This is a genomic window from Streptomyces phaeofaciens, assembly GCF_014648915.1.
Taxonomy (GTDB): Bacteria; Actinomycetota; Actinomycetes; order Streptomycetales; family Streptomycetaceae; genus Streptomyces; species Streptomyces phaeofaciens.
Map to the genome: position 1 here is coordinate 1 of NZ_BMSA01000051.1, position 22,311 is coordinate 22,311.

General features: G+C 72.8%; 22 protein-coding genes and 1 tRNA gene. 14 read left to right on the forward strand and 9 right to left on the reverse strand.

The window, feature by feature from the left end; all coding sequences use genetic code 11:
* Positions 1-268: 268 nt before the first annotated feature.
* A complete protein-coding gene (locus IE275_RS43145) occupies positions 269-988 on the reverse strand; it encodes a hypothetical protein (protein WP_189718180.1) in 720 nt (239 codons plus the stop codon).
* A 47-nt stretch (positions 989-1,035) separates the two neighbouring features.
* Between IE275_RS43145 and IE275_RS43150 the strand changes: the two genes are divergently transcribed.
* Complete coding sequence (locus tag IE275_RS43150; protein ID WP_189718181.1) at positions 1,036-1,224, forward strand: DUF5703 family protein; 189 nt, start codon at positions 1,036-1,038, stop codon at positions 1,222-1,224.
* Positions 1,225-1,296: 72 nt separating this feature from the next.
* Here the strand turns inward: IE275_RS43150 and IE275_RS47165 are convergent, their stop codons facing one another.
* From IE275_RS47165 to IE275_RS43165, 3 genes are all read right to left on the reverse strand, one after another.
* Entirely contained in the window at positions 1,297-2,202 is a 906-nt protein-coding gene (locus IE275_RS47165) for a chaplin (protein ID WP_189718182.1), read from the reverse strand.
* Positions 2,203-2,382: 180 nt separating this feature from the next.
* The gene (chpH, locus tag IE275_RS43160; protein ID WP_189718183.1) at positions 2,383-2,616 is read right to left on the reverse strand and encodes a chaplin ChpH; all 234 of its coding nucleotides are present in this window, start codon (positions 2,614-2,616) and stop codon (positions 2,383-2,385) included.
* 155 nt (positions 2,617-2,771) lie between these two features.
* Positions 2,772-4,097: a M20/M25/M40 family metallo-hydrolase gene (locus IE275_RS43165; protein WP_189718184.1), complete on the reverse strand. Its 1,326-nt coding sequence runs from the start codon at positions 4,095-4,097 to the stop codon at positions 2,772-2,774.
* A gap of 234 nt (positions 4,098-4,331) precedes the next feature.
* On the opposite strand from IE275_RS43165, the gene IE275_RS43170 reads away from it, so the two are divergent.
* From IE275_RS43170 to IE275_RS43185, 4 genes are all read left to right on the forward strand, one after another.
* Positions 4,332-4,419: transfer RNA gene (locus IE275_RS43170), tRNA-Leu, on the forward strand.
* Between the two features lie 268 nt (positions 4,420-4,687).
* Complete coding sequence (locus IE275_RS43175) at positions 4,688-8,548, forward strand: Pls/PosA family non-ribosomal peptide synthetase (RefSeq protein WP_189718185.1); 3,861 nt, start codon at positions 4,688-4,690, stop codon at positions 8,546-8,548.
* A gap of 71 nt (positions 8,549-8,619) precedes the next feature.
* The gene (locus IE275_RS43180) at positions 8,620-9,975 is read left to right on the forward strand and encodes a M1 family metallopeptidase (protein WP_189718186.1); all 1,356 of its coding nucleotides are present in this window, start codon (positions 8,620-8,622) and stop codon (positions 9,973-9,975) included.
* Between the two features lie 34 nt (positions 9,976-10,009).
* Positions 10,010-10,426 (forward strand): YchJ family protein, encoded by a 417-nt coding sequence (locus tag IE275_RS43185; protein WP_189718187.1) that lies wholly within the window; start codon positions 10,010-10,012, stop codon positions 10,424-10,426.
* Between the two features lie 26 nt (positions 10,427-10,452).
* Here IE275_RS43185 and IE275_RS43190 read toward each other — a convergent pair whose 3' ends face one another.
* Positions 10,453-11,154 carry a FadR/GntR family transcriptional regulator gene (locus IE275_RS43190; protein ID WP_189718188.1) on the reverse strand — a complete coding sequence of 234 codons (702 nt, stop codon included), beginning with the start codon at positions 11,152-11,154 and terminating at the stop codon, positions 10,453-10,455.
* Between the two features lie 130 nt (positions 11,155-11,284).
* On the opposite strand from IE275_RS43190, the gene IE275_RS43195 reads away from it, so the two are divergent.
* Together IE275_RS43195 and IE275_RS43200 are read left to right on the forward strand one after the other, a co-directional pair.
* Positions 11,285-11,827 (forward strand): gluconokinase, encoded by a 543-nt coding sequence (locus IE275_RS43195; RefSeq protein ID WP_189718189.1) that lies wholly within the window; start codon positions 11,285-11,287, stop codon positions 11,825-11,827.
* A 45-nt stretch (positions 11,828-11,872) separates the two neighbouring features.
* Positions 11,873-13,270 (forward strand): GntT/GntP/DsdX family permease, encoded by a 1,398-nt coding sequence (locus IE275_RS43200; protein WP_189718190.1) that lies wholly within the window; start codon positions 11,873-11,875, stop codon positions 13,268-13,270.
* Positions 13,271-13,376: 106 nt separating this feature from the next.
* Here IE275_RS43200 and IE275_RS43205 read toward each other — a convergent pair whose 3' ends face one another.
* From IE275_RS43205 to IE275_RS43215, 3 genes are all read right to left on the reverse strand, one after another.
* Complete coding sequence (locus IE275_RS43205; protein WP_189718191.1) at positions 13,377-13,997, reverse strand: cytochrome b/b6 domain-containing protein; 621 nt, start codon at positions 13,995-13,997, stop codon at positions 13,377-13,379.
* Positions 13,981-14,715, reverse strand: a complete 735-nt coding sequence (locus IE275_RS43210) for a molybdopterin-dependent oxidoreductase (protein ID WP_189718192.1) — start codon at positions 14,713-14,715, stop codon at positions 13,981-13,983. Before IE275_RS43210 ends, IE275_RS43205 begins: the two co-directional genes overlap by 17 nt.
* A 72-nt stretch (positions 14,716-14,787) precedes the next feature.
* Positions 14,788-15,744 carry a hypothetical protein gene (locus tag IE275_RS43215; protein ID WP_189718193.1) on the reverse strand — a complete coding sequence of 319 codons (957 nt, stop codon included), beginning with the start codon at positions 15,742-15,744 and terminating at the stop codon, positions 14,788-14,790.
* 437 nt (positions 15,745-16,181) lie between these two features.
* Here IE275_RS43215 and IE275_RS43220 point away from each other — a divergent pair, with 437 nt between their 5' ends.
* The 4 genes from IE275_RS43220 to IE275_RS43235 all read left to right on the forward strand — a co-directional run bounded on the left by IE275_RS43220 (position 16,182) and on the right by IE275_RS43235 (position 18,422).
* Positions 16,182-17,075 (forward strand): DMT family transporter, encoded by an 894-nt coding sequence (locus IE275_RS43220; RefSeq protein ID WP_189718194.1) that lies wholly within the window; start codon positions 16,182-16,184, stop codon positions 17,073-17,075.
* 41 nt (positions 17,076-17,116) lie between these two features.
* Entirely contained in the window at positions 17,117-17,632 is a 516-nt protein-coding gene (locus IE275_RS43225) for an NUDIX hydrolase (RefSeq protein WP_189718195.1), read from the forward strand.
* Between the two features lie 74 nt (positions 17,633-17,706).
* Positions 17,707-18,099, forward strand: coding sequence for a YidH family protein (locus tag IE275_RS43230; protein WP_189718196.1), 393 nt, complete (start codon positions 17,707-17,709; stop codon positions 18,097-18,099).
* Positions 18,096-18,422 (forward strand): DUF202 domain-containing protein, encoded by a 327-nt coding sequence (locus IE275_RS43235; RefSeq protein ID WP_189718197.1) that lies wholly within the window; start codon positions 18,096-18,098, stop codon positions 18,420-18,422. The genes IE275_RS43230 and IE275_RS43235 overlap by 4 nt, the downstream gene beginning before the upstream one ends.
* Before the next feature lie 123 nt (positions 18,423-18,545).
* On the opposite strand, the gene IE275_RS43240 is transcribed toward IE275_RS43235, so the two are convergent.
* Entirely contained in the window at positions 18,546-19,496 is a 951-nt protein-coding gene (locus IE275_RS43240) for an NADP-dependent oxidoreductase (RefSeq protein WP_189718198.1), read from the reverse strand.
* 110 nt (positions 19,497-19,606) lie between these two features.
* On the opposite strand from IE275_RS43240, the gene IE275_RS43245 reads away from it, so the two are divergent.
* From IE275_RS43245 to IE275_RS43255, 3 genes are all read left to right on the forward strand, one after another.
* Positions 19,607-19,903 (forward strand): hypothetical protein, encoded by a 297-nt coding sequence (locus tag IE275_RS43245; protein WP_189718199.1) that lies wholly within the window; start codon positions 19,607-19,609, stop codon positions 19,901-19,903.
* A gap of 156 nt (positions 19,904-20,059) precedes the next feature.
* The gene (locus tag IE275_RS43250) at positions 20,060-21,082 is read left to right on the forward strand and encodes a phosphotransferase family protein (protein WP_189718200.1); all 1,023 of its coding nucleotides are present in this window, start codon (positions 20,060-20,062) and stop codon (positions 21,080-21,082) included.
* A 5-nt stretch (positions 21,083-21,087) separates the two neighbouring features.
* Positions 21,088-22,311, forward strand: coding sequence for an acyl-CoA dehydrogenase family protein (locus IE275_RS43255; RefSeq protein WP_189718201.1), 1,224 nt, complete (start codon positions 21,088-21,090; stop codon positions 22,309-22,311).

Consider the following 22,311-nt stretch of genomic DNA (forward strand, 5'->3'; position numbering starts at 1 on the left):
GCAAGGCGGAGGAGGGCGTCGACGCGGTGGGGGCACCCCCGGCCGGAGGCTGGGGGACGTCGGCAACCGACGACAACGCCGCTGGGGGTCCCCCCTCTGGGGGAGTGCGTGCCAGACCCCGCGTCTGCGGCATGATCGGCCGGACAGGTCCTAGGCGCCCCGGCTCTCGCCCGCACGGCGCACGGGAACGGCGGCGGTCCCCGGGTCTCCCCGGCGACCGCCGCCGTTCTCGTCGTGCTGGTGCTGTCTGTCTGTCCGTGGGCTGCGGTTAACGCTCGGCGTCCAGCGGTTCCAGCTCCTCGTCGTCGTCCAGCTCGGTGTCGAGATCGTCCTCGATCGGATCGTCGCCGCTGTCCCCGGCATCGTCGTCATCGTCGTCCTCGTCCTCGAGGTCGTCGTCGAAGACCGCGCTGACGTCGAAGCGGCAGACCACCCGCTGCGGATCGGCCTGGTCGAACGGTGTCTCCAGCCACTCGCCCGGCTCGGCCGGTTCGTCGGCCGCCAGCACCCAGAGGGTGGAGTCGCCCTCCTCCAGGCCGAACTCCTTGTGCCGCGAGGCGATCTCGTCCGGTTCGAACTCGCCGAACAGGATGCCCAGCGCCCCGTGCACCGTGCCGGAGACGTCCGCTCCGCCCTCGTCCTCCACCGCCTCGACCCGCTGGGCCTGCGCCTGCAGCCGCTGCGGCTCCACGACGGCGTAGTCACGGCGGATCAGCACGCTCAACGCGTTCGGCTCCTCGGGTCCCGCGTACGGCGGCAGGTCCTCCGTGCCGGGGATCTCGAAGGGTGTGACCTCGTCGAAACGGTCGTAGAGCAGTTCGTCGTACACCTCGGCGGCCGCGGCCAGCTCGTTGAAGGCCTCGTAGACGGCCGGGTCGTCCTCCCCCGTCCTGCGTTCGACCGCCGCAAGGTGGCGGTCGAGCGCGGTCTTGACCGCCTCGGCGGCGGCTCGTACCTCGGCAGCGGTGGGCTGCGCAGCATCAGACATAGTGCAGACGCTATCCGTACCGGGCCCCAGCCCGCACAATAGATGCGATGCCGGAATACGAATTTGTCGACGTCTACGTACCGCGCGGGGTCTCCCGCAACGAGGCGACTCGTCTACTGACCGACCATGCCGAGTACGGACACTGGGAGTTGCACCGCCTCAGCCTGATGCGTGACGGCAGCCGCAGGGTGCGGTTGCGCCGGCGGATCATCCGCCAGGTGCGGGCCACGTGGTGAGGTGAGGCGACACATACGGAGCGGGCCCCGCAGATGCGGGGCCCGCTCCGTCGTCCGTGCCGGCGTGGGGTGCTACGCGCCGGGCCGCGCCTTGCGGTAGATCAGCGCGCCCGCGAGCAGCGCGCCCGCTCCGGCGGGCAGGGCGAAGCCGATGGGCAGTTCGGCGCCGGTGTGCGCGAGTTGCGGGGCGGCGGGCAGGTGGCCGTTCGTGGCGCGGGCCGGCGTCACCCGGTCCGGCGTGGACGGCGCGCTCTCGGGTCCCGACGCGCTGGACCGGCCGTGCTCGCCCGGCCTGCCCGGGCCCTGGTGGCCGGGTCCGGCCGGCGTCTCGTGCCCGCGGACCGGCGGTGTGCCGTGGTGGCGGCCCTCGGAACCGCCGCCGTTCGCGCAGTCGTTGCCGAGCGTGGGGTTGAGGAGCCCGACGACGTCGACGCTGTTGCCGCAGACGTTGACCGGCACGTCGATCGGCGCCTGGACGTGGTTGCCGGAGCCGACGCCGGGCGAGCCGCCGGTGTGGCCGCCCGCGTGCGCGCCCCCGGAGCCCCCGTGCGCACCGGAGCCGCCGTGGCTGCCGGAACCACTGTGACTGCCGGGGCCGCCGTGGTTGCCGCTGCCGCCGTAGCCTCCCTGGTCGCCGCCGTAGCCCCCCTGGCTGCCGCTGTGACTCCCCTGGCCGCCGTGGCCCTTGTGGCCGCCGTGGCTCCTGTGGTCGCCGTAGCCGCCCGTCGAGCCGCCGCCCTGGTTGGAGCAGGCGTTGCCCATGGACGGGTTGAGGATGCCGATGACGTCGACGGTGTTGCCGCAGACGTTCACCGGGACGTTCACGGGTGCCTGCACCGAGTTGCCGGACAGCACTCCGGGTGAGTCCGTGGCGGAGCCGTTCGCCGCGGAGTCGGCGTGGGCGTAACCGCCGGCGGCGGCGATCACCCCCGTCGCCGCCGCCACGGTCATGAGGCTTTTGCGGGTGACCTGTCGCATTGCTGAATCCCTGCTTTCAATCTCGTCCTCGGCCCGAATTCACCGCATCATTCCAGCTCTTCGCGCAGTTCGAGCCATTCGAGTTTCTTCGGCCATTCCTTCGGAAAAGACCCGTCGGCCCCGGAGCACATGGCGTGCGCTCCGGGGCCGACGGTGTGGGCGACCCCTAGCGGGTCGACGTCACTTGTTGATGCAGGTGTTGCCGAAGGCGGGGTTCAGCAGCCCGATCACCGAGATCGTGTTGCCGCAGACGTTCACCGGGACATGCACGGGAACCTGAATCACGTTGCCGGACGCGACACCCGGGGAGTGCACCGCGGCACCCTGGGCACCGGCATCGGCGACGGCCATGCCCGCACCCGCGAGAACCAGACCACCAGTGGCAGCCGCAGCAGCGACGACCTTCTTGATCATTATTCCTCCTTGTTGGCAAAGCGACCCCAATCAGCGGATCGCATCACCAGTAACGAGGAGGAATTAATGAGGCTACGCGCTTATCGGCGCATTCACCCTTCCCAGTCACGCCCGTACAGGCGCCCGATTATCGAGGCTCGTTTCTTCGGGACGATTCAGGACGCGTCGATGAACCGGTCGAGCACACGGACGCCGAACTTCAGGCCGTCCACCGGAACCCGCTCGTCGACACCGTGGAACATGCCGGCGAAGTCCAGCTCCGGGGGCAGCTTCAGCGGGGCGAAGCCGAAGCCGCGGATGCCGAGGTCGTCGAAGGACTTGGCGTCGGTGCCGCCGGAGAGCATGTACGGGACCGCCTTCGCGGTCGGGTCCTCGGCGAGCAGCGCGGACTGCATCGCCTCGACCAGCGCGCCGTCGAAGGAGGTCTCCAGGGCCTTGTCGGAGTGCACGTCCTCACGGCGCACCTTCGGGCCGAGGATCCGGTCGAGGTCGGCGAGGAACTCCTCCTCGTGGCCCGGCAGGAAGCGCCCGTCGACGTGTGCGGTGGCCTCGCCCGGGATGACGTTGACCTTGTAGCCGGCGCCGAGCTGGGTGGGGTTGGCGGTGTTGCTCAGGGTGGCGCCGATCAGCTTGGCGATGCCGCCCAGCCGGGCGAGCGTGGACTGCATGTCCTCCGGGTCCAGCTCGGTGCCGAGAGCGTCGCCCAGCTCGTCGAGGAAGGCCCGGGTCGTCTTGGTGACCCGTACCGGGAAGGTGTGGCGGCCGAGGCGGGCGACGGCCTCGGACAGTTCGGTGATCGCGTTGTCCCGGTGGATCATCGAGCCGTGGCCGGCGGTGCCGGCGACGGTGAGCTTCATCCAGTGCATGCCCTTCTCGGCCGTCTGGATCAGATAGAGCCGGCGCTCCTCGCTCACGGTGAACGAGAACCCGCCGACCTCACTGATCGCCTCGGTGACGCCGTCGAAGAGGTCCGGGTGGCGGTCGACGAGGTGGCGGGCGCCGTACGTGCCGCCGGCCTCCTCGTCGGCGAGGAAGGCGAGGACGATGTCGCGCGGCGGCCTGCGCCCGGAGCGCAGCCGGTCCCGGACGACCGCCAGGGTCATCGCGTCCATGTCCTTCATGTCGACGGCCCCGCGCCCCCAGACGCACCCGTCGGTGACCTCGCCCGAGAAGGGGTGGTGGGTCCAGTCGTCGGCGTTGGCCGGTACGACGTCCAGGTGACCGTGGATGAGCAGCGCGGGCCGGGACGGGTCCTCGCCCTCGATCCGGGCCACCGTGGAGGCGCGCCCCGGGTGCGACTCGAAGATCTTCGGTTCGAGCCCGACCTCGGCAAGCTTCTCGGCGACCCATTCCGCCGCCTTGCGCTCGCCCGGGCCCGAGTGGTCGCCGTAGTTGCTGGTGTCGATCCGGATCAGCTCGCTGCAGAGGTCCACGACCTCGTCCTCGCCGGTGACGCTCCTGCCCGTGTCCGTCGCGCTCACGCTGGTTCCTCCCGCTGTCACTGCTGGTGGTCCCCGGGTCCGCGGCACGCGCGGCGACCGGGTCCCCTTCATCCTCCCCCGCCACGCCACCCCTGCCCAAGACCGGTCCCGGCCCGTCACACGCCGTTCACGCGGGCCGCGGGCCCCGGCCGGCCACCTGTGATCGGGCACCGCGGAAAGCCTGGTAATGTTTACGACGTCGCCGCGGGGGAAACCCCGCACGACAGACACCTTGTCCGGGTGGCGGAATGGCAGACGCGCTAGCTTGAGGTGCTAGTGCCCTTTATCGGGCGTGGGGGTTCAAGTCCCCCCTCGGACACCAGAGAAAAAGAGAGGGCCGCGACCATTGGTCGCGGCCCTCTCTCGTGGTGTGTCCGATGTCTCCCGATCCGAAGATCACGCAGGTCAGGGGCGAACGTCCGCCGCCCGGGGTACCCCCGGACGGCCCTCCCCGGTGGCCGACACATGGGGGCGAGCCTAGCGTCGTACTAAAATTTCCGGCTTGTTACGGAGCCGGCCCGGACAACCCCAGGCAGACCTGCGGGCCCGCCGGCGCCCCGGAGGCTTCCGGGATCGAGACGCGAGGACCGATGGCAGCCATAGACGAGAGCAGCGCTCTCGGCCTGCTCGACGAAGAAATCCGCGCACAGCTCGGTGACACGGCACGTTTCTCCGGCGGCCCCGCCGCGTCCCCCCGGACCCTGGTCGACGTGTTCGACGCGTCCGTGCGGTCGTACCCGGACGAGCCGGCCCTGGACGACGGCACCACGCCTCTGACCTACCGGGCGCTCGCGATCGAGGTGGAGCGGCTCAGGCGCCGGCTCGCCGCCGCCGGGGTCGGCCTGGGCGACCGGGTGGGGGTGCGCGTGCCGTCCGGCACCAACGACCTCTACGTGGCGATCCTGGCCGTCCTGGCGGCCGGCGCCGCCTATGTGCCGGTCGACGCGGAGGACCCCGACGAGCGGGCCGAGCTGGTGTTCGGCGAGGCCGAGGTACGGGCGGTGATCGGCGCCGGGCACGAGATCACCGTTCACGGCAGCTCCGACGTCCCGGCCCGCCGGCCCGGCGGCGAGCACGACGCCTGGATCATCTTCACCTCCGGCTCGACGGGCCGGCCCAAGGGCGTCGCCGTCAGCCACCGCAGCGCCGCGGCGTTCGTGGACGCCGAGGCCGCGCTGTTCCTCACCGACGAACCGATCGGGCCCGGCGACCGGGTCATGGCCGGACTGTCGGTCGCCTTCGACGCCTCCTGCGAGGAGATGTGGCTGGCCTGGCGCTACGGCGCCTGTCTGGTGCCGGTGCCCCGCTCCCAGGTCAGGAGCGGCGCCGATCTCGGGCCCTGGCTGGTCGAGCAGGAGATCACCGTCGTCTCGACCGTGCCGACGCTGGCCTCGCTCTGGGAACCGGAGACCCTCAGCGACGTACGCCTGCTGATCTTCGGCGGGGAGGCCTGCCCGCCGGAGCTGGTGCAGCGGCTGGTGACCGAGGGGCGCGAGGTGTGGAACACCTACGGGCCCACCGAGGCCACCGTGGTCGCCTGCGCCTCCCTCATGACCGGCGAGGAACCGGTACGGATCGGGCTGCCCCTGCGGGGCTGGGAGCTGGCCGTCGTCGACGAGGCCGGGGAACCGGTGCCGATGGGCGCCAGCGGCCAGCTGGTGATCGGCGGGGTCGGGCTCGCCCGGTACCTCGACGCCGGGAAGGACGCGGAGAAGTACGCGCCGCTGGAGTCCCTGGGCTGGGAGCGGGCGTACCGCAGCGGCGACCTGGTGCGGGCCGACGCCGAGGGGCTGGTCTTCCTCGGCCGGGCCGACGAGCAGATCAAGCTCGGCGGCCGCCGGATCGAGCTGGGCGAGGTCGACGCGGCACTCCAGGCGCTGCCCGGGGTCGCGGGGGCCGCCGCCGCCGTACGGACCGCCCGCAGCGGCAACCAGCTGCTCGTCGGGTACGTCGTCACCCAGGACGGCTGGGACCAGGCCGCCGCCGTGGAGAAGCTCCGCGCCGCGCTGCCCGCCGCCCTGGTGCCGCTGCTCGCGCCGGTGGACGACCTGCCGACCCGCACCTCCGGGAAGGTCGACCGCAACGCCCTGCCCTGGCCCCTGAAGGGCGTCGAGGCGCCGGCCGCGCAGCTGTACGGCACCGAGGCCTGGCTCGCCGAGCAGTGGACCGAGGTGCTGGGCATCCCGGTCGCCTCGGCCGCGGACGACTTCTTCGCGATCGGCGGCAGCAGTCTGGCCGCCGCCCAGCTCACCACCCGGCTGCGCACCCGCTACCCGAGCGCCGCCGTCCTGGACATCTACCAGCAGCCGACCCTGCGCAAGCTGGCCCGTCTGCTGGAGGCGTCGGCGCAGGGGGACGGCGACAGCCGCACCGTCGCACCGGTGCCGAGGCGGGCGCAGCTCGTCCAGCTGCTCCTGCTGGTTCCCTTCCTCACCCTGCTCGGGGTGCGCTGGACGATCGCGCTGGCCGCGCTGGGCAATCTGCTGCCCGGCTACGCGTGGCTGCCGACCGCGCCCTGGTGGCTGCTGGCCGCCGGTGCGCTGCTGCTGTTCAGCCCGCCCGGGCGGATCGCCCTCGCGGCGGGCGGGGCGTGGGTGCTGCTGCGGGGTGTGAAGCCCGGACGGTATCCGCGCGGCGGGTCCGTGCATCTGCGGCTGTGGACGGCCGAGCGACTGGCCGAGGCGAGCGGGGCGACTTCGCTGACCGGTTCGTGGCTGGAACGCTACGCCCGGGCGCTCGGCGCCAAGGTCGGTCCGGACGTGGATCTGCACTCGCTGCCGCCGGTCACCGGTCTGCTCAAGCTGGGCCGGGGCGCGGCCGTCGAGTCCGAGGTGGACCTGTCCGGGTACTGGCTGGACGGCGACCGGCTGGAGATCGGCCCGGTCAAGGTGGGCGCGCACGCCGTCGTCGGCACGCGCAGCATGCTCTTCCCGGGCGCCCGTGTCGGCAAGCGCGCCGAGGTGGCCCCCGGCTCGGCGGTCACCGGGCAGGTGCCGACCGGCCAGCGGTGGGCGGGCGCGCCCGCGGTCAAGCTCGGCAAGGCCAAACGCAACTGGCCCGCGGAGCGGCCGCAGCGCGGCACGTACTGGCGGGTGATGTACGGCGTGACCGGGGTCGCGCTGAACCTGCTGCCGGTGGCGGCGGCCGGGGCCGCGCTGCTGGTCGCCCGGCTGTTCGTCACCCCCGGCCTCGGTCTCGGCGGGGCGCTGCGCGGGGCCGTCCTCGCACTGGTCCCGGCGACGCTCGCCTACGGGCTGGCGTACGCCGTGCTGCTGCTGGCCGCCGTGCGGCTGCTCAGTCTGGGGCTGCGCGAGGGCACGCATCCCACGCACAGCCGGGTCGGCTGGCAGGCCTGGACGGTCACCCAGCTGATGGACCGCTCCCGCGAGACGCTGTTCCCGCTGTACGCCGGCCTGGTCACGCCGCTGTGGCTGCGGCTGCTGGGGATGCGGATCGGGCGGGGCGCCGAGGTGTCGACCGTCCTGGCGCTGCCCAGCCTGACCACGGTCGGCGAGGGCGCGTTCCTCGCCGACGACACGCTGACCGCCCCGTACGAGCTGGGGGGCGGCTGGGTACGGATCGGGCGGGCGGAGATCGGGCGGCGGGCGTTCCTCGGGAACTCGGGGATGACCGCGCCGGGCCGGAGCGTGCCGGACGGCGGGCTGGTCGGCGTGCTGTCGGCGACCCCGAAGAAGGCGAAGAAGGGCAGCTCCTATCTGGGGCTGCCGCCGATGAAGCTGCCGCGCAGCGCGGCCGACGGCGACCAGAGCCGGACGTACGAGCCGTCGGCGCGCCTGCTGTGGGCGCGCGCTCTGGTGGAGCTGTGCCGGATCGTGCCGGTGTTCTGCTCGGCGGCGCTGGCCGTGCTGACGGTCGCCGCGCTGTGCGCGCTGGGGGTGTGGGCACCGCTGCTGGGCGGTCTGGTGCTGCTCGGGGCGGGCGTGGCCGCCGGTCTGGTGTCGGTCGTGGCGAAGTGGCTGCTGGTGGGGCGCCACCGCAGCGGGGAGCATCCGCTGTGGAGCTCCTTCGTGTGGCGCAACGAGCTGGCGGACACGTTCGTCGAGGTGCTGGCCGTGCCGTGGCTGGCGAACGCCGTACCGGGTACGCCGGTGATGTCGGCGTGGCTGCGCGGGCTCGGGGCGCGGATCGGGCGGGGCGTGTGGGTGGAGAGCTACTGGCTGCCCGAGGCGGACCTGGTGACCCTGGAGGACGGGGCGACGGTCAACCGGGGCTGTGTGCTCCAGACTCACCTCTTCCACGACCGGATCTTGCGGACGGATACTGTGGTCCTCCGTGAGGGCGCCACACTGGGCCCTGGCGGGATCGTGCTGCCCGGCAGCACGATCGGGGCCCGCACCACGCTGGGTCCCGCGTCGCTCGTCATGGCCGCGGAGTCCGTCCCGGACGACACCCGCTGGCTGGGCAACCCGATCGAGGCATGGCGTCCCTGAGCGCGGGCCATTCGGTGACAGTGGGCGGTGCACCGGTAGGTTCGAGTACGGCGCAGGGAGCGGACGCGGAAGTGGCAGTTCAGCAGTCGGTGGGTCCGGACCCGTATTTCCCGGGCAACGGCGATCCCCGGTACCGGGTGCACCGCTACGAACTCACGCTGGACTACCGGCCCGGGCCGAACCGGCTGTCCGGCACGGCCCGGATCAACGCGATCGCGGGGCGGGCGCCGCTGAGCGAGTTCCAGCTGAACCTGGCCGACTTCAGGATCGGCCGGGTCCGGGTGGACGGCCGGCAGCCGCACTACACCCACCGGGGCGGCAAGCTGCGCATCCGTCCCGCGAAGCCGCTGCGCGCCGGGGCCGCCTTCACGGTGGAGGTGCACTGGGCGGGCAACCCCAAGCCGGTGTCCAGCCCCTGGGGCGGGATCGGCTGGGAGGAGCTGGAGGACGGCGCGCTGGTGGCGAGCCAGCCGGTCGGCGCGCCGTCGTGGTACCCGTGCAACGACCGCCCGGCGGACAAGGCGTCGTACCTGATCTCGGTGACGACCCCGTCGGCGTACTCCGTGGTGGCGGGCGGGCGGCTGCTGACCCGCACCACGAAGGCGTCCACGACGACCTGGGTGTACGAGCAGTCGGGGCCGACGTCGAGCTATCTGGTCGGCCTGGCGATCGGCAAGTACCACACCGTGCTGCTGGGCGATCCCGGGCCGGGCGGGGTGCCGCAGCACGGGCACATCCCCGCGCAGCTGCTCAGTGACTTCTCCCGGGACTTCGCGCGCCAGCCGGCGATGATGGAGCTGTTCCAGGAGCTGTTCGGCCCGTACCCGTTCGACGAGTACGCCGTGGTCGTCACGGACGAGGAACTCGATGTGCCCGTCGAGGCACAGGGGTTGTCGCTGTTCGGCGCCAACCATGTGGACGGGGCGCGGGGTTCGGAGCGGCTCGTGGCGCACGAGCTGGCCCACCAGTGGTTCGGCAACAGCGTGTCCATCGCCGACTGGCGGCACATCTGGCTCAACGAGGGGTTCGCGAAGTACGCGGAGTGGCTCTGGTCGGAGCGCTCGGGCGGCCGTACCGCCCAGCAACTCGCCACCGCCTCCCACCGGTTGCTCTCGGCCCTGCCCCAGGATCTGCGTCTGGCCGACCCCGGCCGCAAGTCCATGTTCGACGACCGGCTGTACCAGCGGGGCGGGCTGGCCGTGCACGCGGTGCGCTGCGCGCTGGGTGACATCGCGTTCTTCCGCATGCTGCGCGGCTGGGCGGCGCTGCACCGCAACGGGGTGGCGTCGACCGCGACGTTCACGGCGCACGCGGCCCGCCACGCGCGCGAGCCGCTGGACGACCTGTTCCAGGCCTGGCTGTACGACACGAAGCTGCCGCCGCTGCCGACGGCGCTGCTCCACGGGGGTGCCGCGGACTCCGCGTGAGGCGGCGGCGGGCGCGGGGAGCAGAATGGTCCCCATGTCCCGACGCCCCGCCCGCCCGGCCCGTTCCGCCCGTTCCGCCGCCGGCGACCCCGCCTGCCCCTGTGGGCTTCCCGCCGCCTACGAGGCCTGCTGCGGCCGGTTCCACGGGGGAGCCGCCGCGCCCACCGCGGAGGCGCTGATGCGCTCGCGCTACTGCGCCTTCGTGCGGGGGGACGCGGGGTACCTGATGCGGACCTGGCATCCGCGGACCCGGCCGGAGCGGCTCGACCTCGATCCGGGGATGCGGTGGACGGGGCTGGAGATCCTCGCGACGGCCGACGGGAGCGCGTTCCACAGCACCGGGACCGTGGAGTTCCGGGCGTCCCACCGGGGCGGTTCGCTGCACGAGGTGAGCCGGTTCGAGCGGGTGGCGGGGGCGTGGGTGTACGTGGACGGGGTGTTCCCGGGCTGACACCGCGCGTCGGCCCGCCGGCCGGGTCAGGGGGCCAGGATGTCCAGTTCCTGGAGGGCGCCGACCGTGATCTCGCGGGTCAGCGCCTGTGCGCGGGCGGCGTCGCCCTCGCGGACGGCCTCGGCGAGGTGGACGTGGAGGGTGACGGCCGCCGGGTCGGGGTCCTCGAACATGACCTCGTGCTCGGTGCGGCCGGTGAGGACCTCGGCGACGACGTCCCCGAGGCGGGCGAACATCTCGTTGCCCGACGCGGTGAGGATCACGCGGTGGAAGGCGACGTCGTGGAGGAGGTAGCCCTCCAGCTGGTGGCCGCGTGAGTGGGCGACCATGCCCAGCGCGCACTCGGTGAGTTCGGCGCACTGCGCCGCCGTGGCGTGGCGTGCGGCCAGGCCCGCCGCGACCGGTTCGATCGCGGAGCGCAGCACGGTGAGCGAGCGCAGCTGGTGCGGGCGGTCGGCGCCGGCCAGCCGCCAGCGGATGACCTGGGGGTCGTAGACGTTCCACTCGGCCTTGGGGCGGACGGTCACGCCCACCCGGCGGCGGGACTCGACGAGGTGCATGGATTCGAGGACCCGGACCGCCTCGCGCATCACGGAGCGGGAGACGTCGAAGCGCTGGGCCAGCTCGTCGGTGCGCAGCACACTGCCCGGCGGATAGGTGCCGGCGGCGATCGCGGGGCCGAGAGCTTCCAGTACATGGCCGTGCAGACCCCGGCCCGGAGTGGTCATGCACTCAGCGTACGGGGTGCGTCACCAAGTCAAAAAGTCAGACTTATATGTCACACACTCTTGAATTCGTCGTACCTAATGCGTTTCAGTGTCGTCGACATCGGATGTCGAGGAAGACAGCGAGGCAGTGATGCGCACCCCCCACGTCGCCCCCCACGCGGCTCCCCACGTCGTCGCCGTGATGGGCGTCGCCGGTACGGGCAAGACCACGATCGGCCCTCTGCTCGCCGCCCGGCTCGGCGTCCCGTACGCCGAGGGCGACGACTTCCACCCGCAGGCCAACATCGCCAAGATGTCGGCCGGCACCCCGCTCGACGACGAGGACCGGTGGCCCTGGCTGGACGCCATCGGCGCCTGGGCGCACGAGCGGGCCGGGCTGGGCGGCGTGGTCAGCTGCTCGGCGCTAAAGCGGTCCTACCGTGACCGGCTCAGGGCGGCCGCCCCGGGTCTGGTCTTCGTCCACCTCACCGGCTCCCGGGAGCTGATCGAGGACCGGATGGGGCACCGGCAGGGCCACTTCATGCCGACCGCCCTCCTCGACTCCCAGTTCGCCACCCTCGAACCGCTCCGGGCGGACGAGGCGGGCGTCGCCGTCGATGTCTCCGGCAGCCCCGAGGAGATCACCGCACGTGCCACCGGCGCGCTCGGCGGTCTCTCCGCACCGGCCCGGTAACCCCCCTCACCCCTCCCCCGTCCCCGTATCTGCAAGGGAATCCCCGTGACCAGACTCAGCGTCGAGATGCTGGCAGCGGACACGGTCGAGCCGATCACCTCGGCCGGCCACGCTCAGCTGGGCCTCGCCGTTGTGGCGGGCATCGCCGTCATCGTGCTGCTCATCACCAAGTTCAAACTGCACGCCTTCCTCGCGCTGACCATCGGCTCGCTCGCGCTCGGCGCGTTCGCCGGGGCGCCGCTGGACAAGGTCATCACCAGCTTCACCACCGGTCTCGGTGCGACGGTCGCCAGTGTGGGCGTGCTGATCGCGCTGGGCGCGATCCTCGGCCGGATGCTCGCGGACTCCGGCGGCGCCGATCAGATCGTCGACACGATCCTCGCCAAGGCGGGCGGCCGTTCGATGCCGTGGGCGATGGTGCTGATCGCCTCCGTGATCGGTCTGCCGCTGTTCTTCGAGGTCGGCGTGGTACTGCTGATCCCCGTGGTGCTGATGGTCGCCAAGCGGGGCAACTACTCGCTGATGCGCATCGGCATCCCGGCCCTGGCCGGCCTGTCCGTGATGCACGGACTGGTGCCGCCGCACCCCGGCCCGCTGGTCGCGATCGACGCGGTCGACGCCAACCTGGGCGTCACGCTGGCGCTCGGCGTGCTCGTCGCCGTCCCGACCGTCGTGATCGCGGGGCCGGTGTTCTCCCGGTTCGCCGCCCGCTGGGTGGACGTCCCCGCCCCGGACCGCATGATCCCGCAGCGGCCGTCCGAGGACCTGGACAAGCGGCCCGGCTTCGGGGCCACCCTGGTCACCATCCTGCTTCCGGTCGTGCTGATGCTGGCCAAGGCGCTGGTCGACATCGTCGTGGACGACCCCACGCACTCCGTGCAGCGCGTCTTCGATGTCATCGGCTCCCCGCTGATAGCCCTGCTCGCCGCCGTGCTCCTCGGCATCTTCACGCTGGGGCGGCCCGCCGGGTTCTCCAAGGAACGGATCTCGCAGCTCGTCGACAAGGGGCTCGCGCCCATCGCGGGCATCCTGCTGATCGTCGGGGCGGGCGGCGGCTTCAAGCAGACGCTGATCGACTCCGGTGTGGGCCGGATGGTCCTGGAGATCTCCGAGGACTGGTCGATCCCGGCCCTGCTGCTGGCCTGGCTGATCGCGGTCGTGATCCGGCTGGCGACCGGTTCGGCGACGGTGGCGACCGTCTCCGCGGCCGGCCTGGTGGCCCCGCTGGCGGCCGACATGTCGACGACCCACACGGCGCTGCTGGTGCTGGCCATCGGCGCCGGCTCGCTCTTCTTCAGCCATGTCAACGACGCCGGGTTCTGGCTGGTCAAGGAGTACTTCGGGCTCAGCGTCGGCCAGAACATCAAGACCTGGTCGGTGATGGAGACCATCATCTCGGTGGTCGCCGGCGGCCTGGTCCTGCTGCTCTCACTGGTGATCTAGGATCCGTCCGGCCGATCGGCCCCGCGTCTGCGGCACGATCGGCCGGACAGGTTCTGGGCGGGGGTCCGGGGCGACCGCGGGCTCCCGCCCCAGGGCCGTGAGCCGGTCACCGTCGCCACAGCGGATGCTCCCGCTCCGCCCACTCCCGGCTCACCGCCCCGGTCCGCATGCCGCGCCGCGCCTCGGGGTCGCCGAGGGCCATGCCGATGTGACCGGCGAGGACGACGCCGATGGTCAGGGCCAGCCAGTCGTGGACGAAGGTCGCGCTGGTCCGCCACTGGATCGGCGTGAGGTGGGTGAACCACATCAGCAGACCGGTCCCGAGCATCACCAGTGTCGCGCCGGCGATCCAGGCCGCGTAGACCTTCTGCCCGGCGTTGAACTTGCCCGCCGGACGCTCCTGACGCCGCCGGTCCCGGCGCAGGGCCGCGCGCAGCCAGCGGCGGTCGTGCGGGCCGAAGCGGTTGAGCCGGCCGAGGTCGGCGCGGAAGGCCCGGGAGGCGAGGCCCGCCAGCACGGGTACCGGCAGTGCGAGGCCGGCCCACTCGTGGACCCGGACCACCAGCTCGCGGCGGCCGACGAGCTGGGCGAACTCGGGGATGTACAGGAAGGCCGCCGTGACCACGCACAGGCCCATCAGCAGGGCGGTGGTGCGGTGGACCCACCGTTCGGCGCGGGTGAAGCGGGGGATCCTGGTCATGGGCGGTGCCTCAGCTCGTAGGCTCATCGTCCCGCCCGTTCGACCTGCCGACCCAGGCGTCGACGTCGTAGCCCCGGTCCTCCCAGTAGCCGGGCCGCACCTTCTCGGTGACGGTGATGCCGGAGAGCCACTTGGCGGACTTGTAGAAGTACATGGGGGCCACGTAGAGACGGACCGGGCCGCCGTGGTCGTGGCCGAGGTCCTTGTCCTGCATACGCAGGGCGACCAGGACGTCGGCGCGGCGCGCCTGGTCGAGGGTGAGGCTCTCGGTGTAGGTGCCGTCGAAGCAGGTGAAGCGCAGGGCGCCGGCCTTGGCCCGGACCCCGGCCGCGTCGAGGAGGACGGACAGGCGTACGCCTTCGAAGGGGGTGTCGGGGACCCGCCAGCCGGTGACGCACTGGACGTCCTTGACCATCCGGGTCTGGGGCAGCGCCCGGAGGTCGGCCAGGGTGTAGGTGGCGGGGCGGTCGACCAGGCCGTCGACGGTGAGGCGGTAGTCCGTCTCACCGCGGTGCGGCACCGAGGAGGCCACGGAGTAGTAGCGGAAGCCGCCGCCGTTGGGCAGCAGACCGGTGAGTCCGGTGGGGTCCTTGCCGGCGGCGGCTCCGAGGACGTTCTCCAGTCCGCGCTGGAGCGGGGGTGCGGCGACGACCCCCAGGGCGCCCAGGGCGAGGGTGCCGAGGAAGACCCGGCGGCCGACGGGGGTGCCGCGTTCGCCGTGTTCCTCGGGTGGTTCGGGATTCACGCATCCATTCCAGCACTTCGGGGCCGGGTGCGGCCAGGGATCCGGGGGCCGTCAGAATTCCGTCATCACTTCTCACCCGGCTCTCAGGCCCAGGGCGCCGGCCCGGCCCGCCCGGAAGGCGCGGTACGGGTCGCGGTCCGGATAGGACCAGGGCTGCTCGGTGGCGTGCGCCCCGATGTGCCGGAACAGGGCGGCCGCCTCGGCGCCCCGGCCCTCGCAGACCTTGGCGTGGGCGAGGAAGTTCAGGTCGACCAGCCGGCGGGGGTGGCCGTCGTGCTCCCACTCCAGCAGCCAGTCGAAGGCGGCCTTCATCACGTCCCGGGCCCGGCTGTCGCACCAGTGCCCGGAGGCGGCCGGGTCGGCGGGCACCAGGCCGCGAGCGGCCAGCACGCGGTAGCGCTCGGCGTGCGCGACGACCGGGAGGATCGCGAGGGGCGAGTCGGCGGGGGCCTGCTCGGCGGCCCAGGCGGCGAAGTCGTACACCTCGTGCAGCGGGTCCGGGCCGGTGTCGGCGCGGCGCTCGGCGAGCCGGGCGACCATCAGGTGGTGCGCGTGGTGGTGGTCCCGGTGGCGGGCCCGGATCTCCTCGAAGATCCGTACGGCCTCCGGGCCGGCGTCGGTCTCCAGCATGAGCAGGCCGAGCCAGGGGGTGGGGTCGGCGGGCGCGAGCGCGGCGGCGGTGCGGCAGGCCCGGCGGGCGGGGTCGCGATCCTCCTTGCCGCGCAGGGCGCGCCGGACCTGGGCGAGGGCGTGCAGGACGGCGGCGTCGGCGGTGCCGGGTTCGGCGAGGAGCCATTCATGGGCCCAGGCGGCGGCGTACGGTTCGAGCGCGAGGACGGTGATCCGGTGGGCGCGGCGGTCCCAGTCGTCGCCGGTGCGGGCGAGCAGGGCGCGGGCGGCCTGCCAGCGGCCCTGGGCCAGGGCGGCGCGGGCGACACCGAGCTCGACGTCGTCGAGCGCCGGGTCCGGTTCGGGGGTCCGGGCGCCGCGTCGGGGGCCGCGGCGGCGGGAGAGCGGAGGTAGGGGCACCGCGGGACTTCCTCATCCTCCTCGGTGACGGCTGTGACATCGGCCCGCGATCGGCCGATCACGCACAGCAAATCCCCAGCCAACGTCCGCGTCAAGGGCCGAGACGGGCTGACAGGTGTCAACTGCCCGCAAGGGCAAAGAAGTTGGGCGCGCCCCGCCCCTGGTGAGGTACCCCGTGGCGGGGCGGCGGACACCTCCGATGTGGCGTACGCCATGGCGCCGCCCGGCCGGAACGCACACCATGGGCCGTAGGCCGCCTCTCGCACCCGGGCCTGTCCGCCGGGATGCCGCGGCCGAGTCAATCGCCCGGTTCCGGGTACGCATGTACTCCCGGAGCGCAGCTTTCCGGGCACTCCCGGGGGCCTTACGGGCGCAGGGAGACTACAGTCGGCCACTACCCCCGTCCGTGGTCCGACCGGATGATCGAGGTACGCAGCGTGTCCGTTCTGGTACTCGTCCTCGCCGTCTGTGCCGCCTGCTGCCTGGGGTTCGGGTTCGTTCTCCAGCAGAACGCGGCGCAGAAGGCACCGCTCGGCGACTTCCTCTCGCTGCGGCTGCTGCTCGACCTCGCGCGGGTACCGCGCTGGCTGGGCGGTATCGCCCTGATGGTGGCCGGCATGGTGCTGGGCGCGATAGCGCTCGGCCAGGGCGAGCTCTCCCTGGTGGAACCGCTGCTCGCGACGAACCTGCTCTTCGCCCTCGCCCTCTCCCGGCACCAGACGAAGCAGCCGCTCGGCCGTCAGGGGTGGGCGGGGCTGGCCCTGCTCGCGGGCGGGGTGACGACGTTCATCGTGGCGGGCGAGCCGCGCGGCGGCACCGCGCTCACCGATCCCGTCCGGCACTGGCTGATCATCGGCGTGATGATCGGACTGGCCCTGCTGCTCACCACCTACGCCAAGCGCTCCCGGCTCAGCTCGGGCCCGGTCCTCCTGGCCCTGGCCGCCGGTCTGCTGTACGGCGTCCAGGACGCCCTGACCCGGGTCAGCGGGCAGCGTTTCTCCGAGGGCGGCCTCGTCGAACTGCTCACCGGCTGGCAGCCCTACGCGGTGCTGGCCCTCGGCGTGACCGGGCTCGTGCTGGTGCAGAGCGCCTTCGAGACGGCGCCGCTGCGCATGTCGCTGCCCGCGCTGACCGCGGCACAGCCGCTCGCCGGGATCATCTGCGGTGTCGGCTTCCTCGGCGACCGGCTGCGCACCGACACCGGTGCGCTGGCCTGGGAGGCGGCGGGGCTGGCGGCGGTCGTCGCGGGCATCGTGGTCCTCGGGCTGCATCCGGCGATGCCGCGGGGCGCGGCGCCCCGGGAGCGGGTGCCCGCCCTCCAGACGCAGTGAGCGCCCCCCGCTGAAGGCCGGGGGCCTGGTTGGATGAGCGCATGAGCGCTGCTGACGAGATCCTCGACATCGTCGACGAGAACGACCAGGTCATCGGGCAGTTCCCGCGCGGGCGGGCGTATGCCGAGGGGCTGCGCCACCGGTGCGTCTTCATCCAGGCCCGGGACGCCGAGGGCCGGCTCTTCGTCCACCGCCGCACCCCGACCAAGCTGGTCTTCCCCTCCCTCTACGACATGTTCGTCGGCGGGGTGGTCGGCGCGGGCGAGACCTACGACGACGCGGCCCTGCGCGAGGCCGAGGAGGAACTGGGGGTGAGCGGGCTGCCCCGGCCGGTGTTCCTCTTCAAGTTCCTCTACGACGGAGGCGCCCGGGGCAGCTGGTGGTCGGCCGTGTACGAGGTCCGCTGCGAGCCGGCGGTGCGCCCCCAGGTGGAGGAGGTGGCCTGGCACGACTTCCTCTCGGAGGCCGAGGTCGAGCGGCGGCTGTCCGACTGGGAGTGGGTGCCGGACGGCCTGGCGGCCTACGAGCTGCTCAGGGCGCACCGGGCGACGGGCTGAGCCGCGCCCGACGTGTCCCCGGAGCGCGACGGGGCCGGGCAGGTGATCGGCGGGCGCCGGGTAGGGTCCTGCGGGTGATCGAGTTCGTACGGAACGTCCGGTTGTGGTTCGCGCCCGAGCAGGTCCGGCAGGAGGGCAGCACGCCCGACTACCGGTTCTCGCTCGCCAACGAGCGGACGTTCCTGGCCTGGCTGCGCACCGCCCTCGCGCTGATCGGCGGGGGTTTCGCGGTGGACCAGTTCCTGCCGGACCTGCGCTGGGGCTGGCGGGTCGGGCTGGCCCTCGCGCTGCTGGCGGCGGGCGTGCTGTGCTCGTTGCGGGCGGTGAACCACTGGATACGCTGCGAGCGGGCGATGCGCCGGGGCGAGGATCTGCCGGCCTCCCGGTTCCCGGCGCTGCTGAGCATCGTCGTCGCGGTGGTGGCCGTGGCGATGGTCGTGGTCGTACTGCTCGGGTGGGCCGGATGAGCGGCGGGACGGCCCTGCCGGAGCGCGATCCCGGGCTGCAGCCGGAGCGGACCCGGCTGGCCTGGCGGCGCACGACCCTGTCCGGCACGGTCGCCGCCGTGCTCGGCGTGAAGACCACCCTGCACGGCGGTCCCACGGCCGCCGGGATCGTGGCCTGCGCGCTGTGCTGCGGCCTGTGGCTGGCGTTCCTGCTGCTCGCCCACATCCGCATCCGCTCCCTGACCCTCGCGCAGACCCCGGCGCCGCTCACCGCCCGGCACGCCGTCCTGGCGGCGCTGTGCCCGGTGGCGACGGCAGTGTGCGCGGCTGCGCTGATCGTCTGACCCACCCGCGTCCGGCCGTCTGGCACACCCGGCGTCCGGCCGTCTGGCACACCCGGCGTCCGGTCGTCTGGCACACCCGGCGTCCAAGCCCGCCGTGGGCCGGGCCACGCCTGCGGACACGGCCTAGGCGTCCGGGCCCGCCGTGTCCCAGGCCACCGTCACCACGATCTTGCCCCGGGTGCCGCCCTCCTCGTTGCGGCGGTAGGCGTCCGCCGCGCGTTCCAGCGGGAACGTCTCGAAGACGTGCACGGAGACCACGCCCTGTTCCGCCAGTTCCGCCAGCCGGGTGAGGTCGTCGGCGTCGGGTCGTACGAAGGAGTACCGGCCGCCGTAGGAGACGACGTCCCCGTCGGCGATCGACACCAGGCGGCCCTCCGGGACCAGCAGCTGGGCGGAGACCTTCAGGGTGTCGCCGCCGATGGTGTCGAAGGCGGCGTCCACGCCCTCGGGGGCCAGTCCCCGGACCCGTTCGGCGAGCCCCTCGCCGTAGGTCACCGGTTCGCCGCCCAGGGAGCGCACGTAGTCGTGGTTGCGCTCATTGGCCGTACCGATCACGCGGGCGCCCAGGTGGCGGGCGAGCTGCACGGCGATCGAGCCGACGCCGCCCGCGGCCGCGTGGACGAGGACCGTCTCGCCCCGCTGCACGCGCAGCGCCTTGACGAGCACCTGGTAGGCGGTGAGCCCGGTCAGCGGCAGCCCGGCGGCCTCCTCCCAGGTGAGGTTGCGCGGCTTGCGGGCCAGGGTGCGCACGGGGGCGCCGACGTACTCGGCGAAGGTGCCCCGGGAGAGGAAGTCCTCGCGGACGTATCCGATGACCTCGTCGCCGACGGCGTACTCGGTGACGGACGCGCCGAGCCCGACGACGACGCCGGCGACGTCCCAGCCCGGGACCACCGGGAAGACGGCGTCGAGGACGGGGTCGAGATACCCCTCGCGGGCTTTCCAGTCGACCGGGTTGACGGCCGCCGCCCGCACCTTGACCAGCACCGAGTCGGGGCCGACCTTCGGCTCGCGCAGATCGCCGTACTCGAGGACCTCGGGGCCGCCGTACCGGCTGTAGCTGATGGCCTTCATGCCACCGACCCTCCGCGGTGTGCGCAGGGCGCGCAAGCCGGATGCCCTGATATGTACCGTTTGCAGGGCACCCTGTCCGATGCCGCCCCCACATCCCGAAGGTGAGCGCCATGACCACCCCCCACCAGGAGCACACCGCCCACTCCCACACCCACGGCCCGGACTGCGGGCACGCCGAGGTACCGCACGGCGACCATCTCGACTACGCCCACGACGGCCATCTGCACCGCGAGCACGGCGGCCACTGGGACGAGTGCGAGCCGGGCGGGCACCTTCAGCACTCCGGCCATGAGCACGCGCACGGCGACGGCTGCGGGCATACGCCCGTGCACCACGGCGACCATGTGGACTATCTGCACGACGGGCACCGGCACGCCGAGCACGAGGGCCACTGGGACGATCACTGAGCGTCCGGAAGACACCTTTCACGGCTCCCCGTGCTTCTGCCCGGGGAGCCGCCGTCCTAGGGTGGCCCGGATCACGTTGGGTGCGGCCACTGGACTACATACCGACCGGTCGGCATCATTGGGTGAGTCCCGTTCACCTGTCCGTAGGAGCCACGCATGAGCCCCGACCACCCGCCCGGACTCGATCTCGACCGGCTGCGCGCCCTGCTCGACCGCGAGCACCCCGGCCTGGTCCACGGCCCCCTCACCGGCCGGCTGATCGAGGGCGGCCGGTCGAACCTGACCTATGAGGTCGGGGACGGCACCGGCCGGTGGGTCCTGCGGCGGCCTCCGCTCGGACACGTGCTGGCCACCGCGCACGACATGCGGCGCGAGCACCGGGTGATCAGCGCCCTGCACCCCACCACCGTGCCGGTGCCCCGCCCGGTGCTGCTGTGCGAGGACGAGGACGTGCTCGGGGCGCCGTTCTACGTCATGGAGTTCGTCGAGGGCACGCCGTACCGGACCGTGGACCAGCTCGCCCCGCTCGGTGCCGAGCGCACCCGCGGCGCGGTGCTGTCGCTGGTGGACACGCTGGTGGAACTGCACGCGGTGGACCCGGCCGAGGTGGGCCTGGCCGACTTCGGGCGTCCCGAGGGCTTCCTGGACCGGCAGCTGCGCCGCTGGGGCAAGCAGCTGGACGCCTCCCGCAGCCGCGACCTGGCCGGCATCGACGAACTGCACGCGGCGCTCGGCCGCGAGCTGCCCGGCTCCCCGGCGCCGGCGGTCGTGCACGGCGACTACCGGCTCGACAACGTCCTGATCGGCCCCGACGACACGATCCGGGCGATCCTCGACTGGGAGATGTCCACGCTCGGCGACCCGCTCACCGACCTGGGCCTGCTGGTGATGTACAGCGTGCCGCTGGACCTGCCGCACTCCCCCGTCTCCACGACCGCCTCGGCCCCCGGGCACCCGGCGCCGGCCGAGCTGGTCGAGCGGTACGCGGCGCGCTCCGGGCGGGACGTCTCCGCCGTCTCCTGGTACACGGCGTTCGCCTGGTTCAAGCTCGCCGTGATCCTGGAGGGCATCCACTACCGGTACACGCTGGGCCAGACGGTCGGGCGGGGCTTCGACCACATCGGCGACCTCGTGCCCGTCTTCATCGAGCACGGACTGACCACTCTTCAGGAAGGCTGACCGGCATGGACTTCGCGTTCGACGCACGCACCGAGGAGCTGCGCGGCAGGCTGCTCGCCTTCATGGACGAGCACGTCCTGCCGGCCGAGGCGGTGGCCGAGGAGCAGCGGGCCGCGCTGGCCTCCCCCTGGGACACCCCGGCCGTCGTGGAGGAGCTGAAGGCGGAGGCCCGCAGGCGGGGCCTGTGGAACCTCTTCCTGCCCGACTCCGAGTACGGCGCCGGCCTCACCAACCTCCAGTACGCCCCGCTCGCCGAGATCACCGGCCGCTCCCCGCAGCTGGCGCCCACCGCGCTGAACTGCGCGGCGCCGGACACCGGGAACATGGAGGTGCTGGCGCAGTTCGGCGACGAACGGCAGCGCAAGCAGTGGCTGGAGCCGCTGCTGGCCGGGGAGATCCGCTCCGCGTTCGCGATGACCGAGCCGGACGTGGCCTCTTCCGACGCCACCAACATCACCACGCGCATCGAGCGAGCCTCCGACGGCACGGACGAGTACGTCATCACCGGCCGCAAGTGGTACATCTCCGGGGCGATGAACCCGGACTGCGCGATCTTCATCGTGATGGGCAAGACGGACCCGGACGGCGCCGACATCCGCCGCCAGCAGTCCATGGTGCTCGTGCCGCGCGACACGCCCGGTGTCACCGTGAAGCGCGCCATGAAGGTGTTCGGGTACGAGGACCACTCCCACGGCGGCCACGCCGAGGTGGTCTTCGACCACGCGCGCGTGCCGGTGACCAACCTGATCGGCGAGGAGGGCGGCGGCTTCGCCATCGCGCAGGCGCGGCTCGGGCCCGGCCGGATCCACCACTGCATGCGGCTGATCGGCATGGCCGAGCGGGCGATCGAGCTGATGTGCCGGCGGGCCGTCTCCCGTGACGCCTTCGGCAAGGCGCTGGCGCAGCAGGGCGTGGTGCACAACTGGATCGCGGACGCCCGGGTCACCGTGGAGCAGCTGCGGCTGCTGGTGCTGAAGACCGCGTGGATGATGGACACGGTCGGGAACCGGGGCGCCCACACGGAGATCCAGGCCATCAAGATCGCCACCCCGCGCGCGGTCGTCGACATCCTCGACCGGGCCATCCAGCTGCACGGGGCGGGTGGCGTCAGCCAGGACTTCCCGCTGGCCGAGCTGTACGCGGGGGCGCGCACGCTGATGATCGCCGACGGTCCGGACGAGGTGCACCAGCGGTCGCTGGCGCGCCGGGAGCTGAAGAAGTACCTGTGA

Excerpts from the sequence above, each read along its gene's own strand:
- IE275_RS43225 (WP_189718195.1), top strand. The coding sequence starts at position 17,117 with ATGAGCGCTGCTGACGAGATCCTCGACATCGTCGACGAGAACGACCAG.
- IE275_RS43145 (WP_189718180.1), bottom strand. The coding sequence starts at position 988 with ATGTCTGATGCTGCGCAGCCCACCGCTGCCGAGGTACGAGCCGCCGCC.
- chpH (WP_189718183.1), bottom strand. The coding sequence starts at position 2,616 with ATGATCAAGAAGGTCGTCGCTGCTGCGGCTGCCACTGGTGGTCTGGTT.
- IE275_RS43245 (WP_189718199.1), top strand. The coding sequence starts at position 19,607 with ATGACCACCCCCCACCAGGAGCACACCGCCCACTCCCACACCCACGGC.
- IE275_RS43150 (WP_189718181.1), top strand. The coding sequence starts at position 1,036 with ATGCCGGAATACGAATTTGTCGACGTCTACGTACCGCGCGGGGTCTCC.
- IE275_RS47165 (WP_189718182.1), bottom strand. The coding sequence starts at position 2,202 with ATGCGACAGGTCACCCGCAAAAGCCTCATGACCGTGGCGGCGGCGACG.
- IE275_RS43185 (WP_189718187.1), top strand. The coding sequence starts at position 10,010 with ATGTCCCGACGCCCCGCCCGCCCGGCCCGTTCCGCCCGTTCCGCCGCC.
- IE275_RS43190 (WP_189718188.1), bottom strand. The coding sequence starts at position 11,154 with ATGACCACTCCGGGCCGGGGTCTGCACGGCCATGTACTGGAAGCTCTC.
- IE275_RS43195 (WP_189718189.1), top strand. The coding sequence starts at position 11,285 with ATGCGCACCCCCCACGTCGCCCCCCACGCGGCTCCCCACGTCGTCGCC.
- IE275_RS43250 (WP_189718200.1), top strand. The coding sequence starts at position 20,060 with ATGAGCCCCGACCACCCGCCCGGACTCGATCTCGACCGGCTGCGCGCC.
- IE275_RS43255 (WP_189718201.1), top strand. The coding sequence starts at position 21,088 with ATGGACTTCGCGTTCGACGCACGCACCGAGGAGCTGCGCGGCAGGCTG.
- IE275_RS43240 (WP_189718198.1), bottom strand. The coding sequence starts at position 19,496 with ATGAAGGCCATCAGCTACAGCCGGTACGGCGGCCCCGAGGTCCTCGAG.
- IE275_RS43235 (WP_189718197.1), top strand. The coding sequence starts at position 18,096 with ATGAGCGGCGGGACGGCCCTGCCGGAGCGCGATCCCGGGCTGCAGCCG.
- IE275_RS43175 (WP_189718185.1), top strand. The coding sequence starts at position 4,688 with ATGGCAGCCATAGACGAGAGCAGCGCTCTCGGCCTGCTCGACGAAGAA.
- IE275_RS43205 (WP_189718191.1), bottom strand. The coding sequence starts at position 13,997 with ATGAGCCTACGAGCTGAGGCACCGCCCATGACCAGGATCCCCCGCTTC.